The following is a 638-nucleotide window of genomic DNA, read 5'->3' on the forward strand; positions in this document are numbered from 1 at the left end:
CTGCTGGGTGATCATGGAGTACGGACCGGTCGACCGCGCATGGATCTTGTCATCGACCAGGTGGAGCAGCTTGAGGATGTAGATGTAGCCGACCGAGATCGGGTCGCTGTACGGCTCCCCGGTGCGGCCGTCGAACATCCGGGCCTTGCCGCCGGGGCCGACCAGGCGGTTGCCGTCCCGGTTGGGCAGGGTGCTCGCGATCAGGCCGGTGACGTCGTCCTCGCGGGCGCCGTCGAAGACCGGGGTCGCGGTGTTGGTCCACGGCTCGGCCTCGTCGGCGCCGATCGCCTGCAGCGCCCGCTTCCAGTCGGCGTCGTCGCCCTCGATCTTCCAGCCGCGGCTGGCCACCCAGCCGAGGTGGGTCTCCAGGACCTGGCCGACGTTCATCCGGCCGGGCACGCCCAGCGGGTTGAGGACGATGTCGACCGGGGTGCCGTCCTCCAGGAACGGCATGTCCTCGACCGGAAGGATCTTGGAGATGACGCCCTTGTTGCCGTGCCGGCCGGCCAGCTTGTCCCCATCGGTGATCTTGCGCTTCTGCGCCACATACACCCGGACCAGCTCGTTCACACCAGGCGGCAACTCGTCACCCTCGTCACGGGAGAACACCCGGACGCCGATGACCTTGCCCTCCTCAC

1 pseudogene is annotated in these 638 nt (G+C 68.5%); it reads right to left on the reverse strand.

Going from position 1 to position 638, the window contains the following annotated elements:
* A pseudogene (locus ABD340_RS11750) lies at positions 1-638 on the reverse strand (DNA-directed RNA polymerase subunit beta); the annotation flags it as partial.

Source organism: Actinomadura vinacea, from assembly GCF_039532545.1.
GTDB lineage: Bacteria > Actinomycetota > Actinomycetes > Streptosporangiales > Streptosporangiaceae > Spirillospora > Spirillospora vinacea.